This is a genomic window from Kitasatospora sp. NPDC057518 (genome assembly GCF_042802075.1).
Taxonomy (GTDB): domain Bacteria; phylum Actinomycetota; class Actinomycetes; order Streptomycetales; family Streptomycetaceae; genus Kitasatospora.
The window spans coordinates 1-1,366 of sequence record NZ_JBHVEU010000797.1; the positions used below are offsets into that span (position 1 = coordinate 1).

1 protein-coding gene is annotated in these 1,366 nt (G+C 73.0%); it reads left to right on the top strand.

The window, feature by feature from the left end:
• Window positions 1–83: 83 nt before the first annotated feature.
• A complete protein-coding gene (gene fabF, locus ACFU7Z_RS39460; protein WP_049656688.1) occupies window positions 84–1,349 on the top strand; it encodes a beta-ketoacyl-ACP synthase II in 1,266 nt (421 codons plus the stop codon).
• Window positions 1,350–1,366 lie beyond the last annotated feature (17 nt).

Sequence of the window (1,366 nt, forward strand, 5' to 3'; positions counted from 1 at the left end):
GGACGCCCCCTCACCGGGGCGCCCGGCCGGGCCCATCCTCGGCACGCCGCCGACCCCTGCACACGTGAGAGAAGAAGAAACCAGTGACCGCTGAAAACCGCACCGTGGTCGTCACGGGTATCGGCGCCTTCACGCCGCTGGGCGCCGACGCCGCCAGCACCTGGGAGAACCTGGTCGCCGGCAAGTCCGGCGTGGTCGCCCTGACCGAGGAGTGGGCCGAGGACCTGCCCGTCAAGATCGCCGCACGCACCGCCGTCGAGCCCGGCACCATCCTGCCCCGCCCGCTGGCCCGCAAGCTGGACCGCTCGGCCCAGTTCGCGCTGATCGCCGCCCGCGAGGCCTGGGCCGACGCGGGCTTCGAGACCCCCGCCACCGACGAGTCCTCCAAGCTCGCCCCCGAGCGCCTGGGCACCGTCATCGCCTCCGGCATCGGCGGCGTGACCACCCTCCTCGACCAGTACGACGTGCTGAAGGAGAAGGGCGCCCGCAAGGTCTCCCCGCACACCGTCCCGATGCTGATGCCCAACTCCCCGGCGGCCAACGTCGGCCTGGAGGTCGGCGCCCGCGCGGGTGTGCACACCCCCGTCTCCGCCTGCGCCTCCGGCGCCGAGGCGATCGGCTACGCGATCGAGATGATCCGCACCGGCCGCGCCGACGTCGTGGTGGCCGGCGGCACCGAGGCCGCGATCCACCCGCTGCCGATCGCCGCGTTCGCCAACATGATGGCGATGTCCAAGAACAACGACCAGCCCCAGCGCGCCTCCCGCCCGTACGACAAGGGCCGCGACGGCTTCGTGCTGGGCGAGGGCGCCGGTGTGGTCGTGCTGGAGTCGATCGAGCACGCCGAGGCGCGCGGCGCCCGGATCTACTGCGAGGCCGTGGGCCAGGGCCTGTCCTCGGACGCCCACCACATCGCCCAGCCCGAGCCGACCGGCGCCGGCGTGGCCCGCGCGCTGGCCGACCTGTTCGAGCGCAACGAGCTGGACAAGGCCGAGATCGTGCACGTCAACGCGCACGCCACCTCGACCCCGCAGGGCGACACCGCCGAGCTGAAGGCGCTGCGCAAGGAGCTGGGCGACGACCTCGACCACATCGCCGTCTCGGCCACCAAGTCGATGACCGGCCACCTGCTGGGCGGCGCCGGCGGCATCGAGACCGTCGCCACCGTGCTGGCCCTGTACCACCGGATCGCCCCGCCGACCATCAACGTGGACGAGCTGGACGACGACGTGGAGGCCGACATCGTCCGCGACGAGGCCCGCAAGCTGCCCGAGGGCCGGATCGCCGCGCTGAACAACTCGTTCGGCTTCGGCGGCCACAACGTGGTGCTGGCCTTCCGCACCCACTGACGCCCGTGACGAAGGGC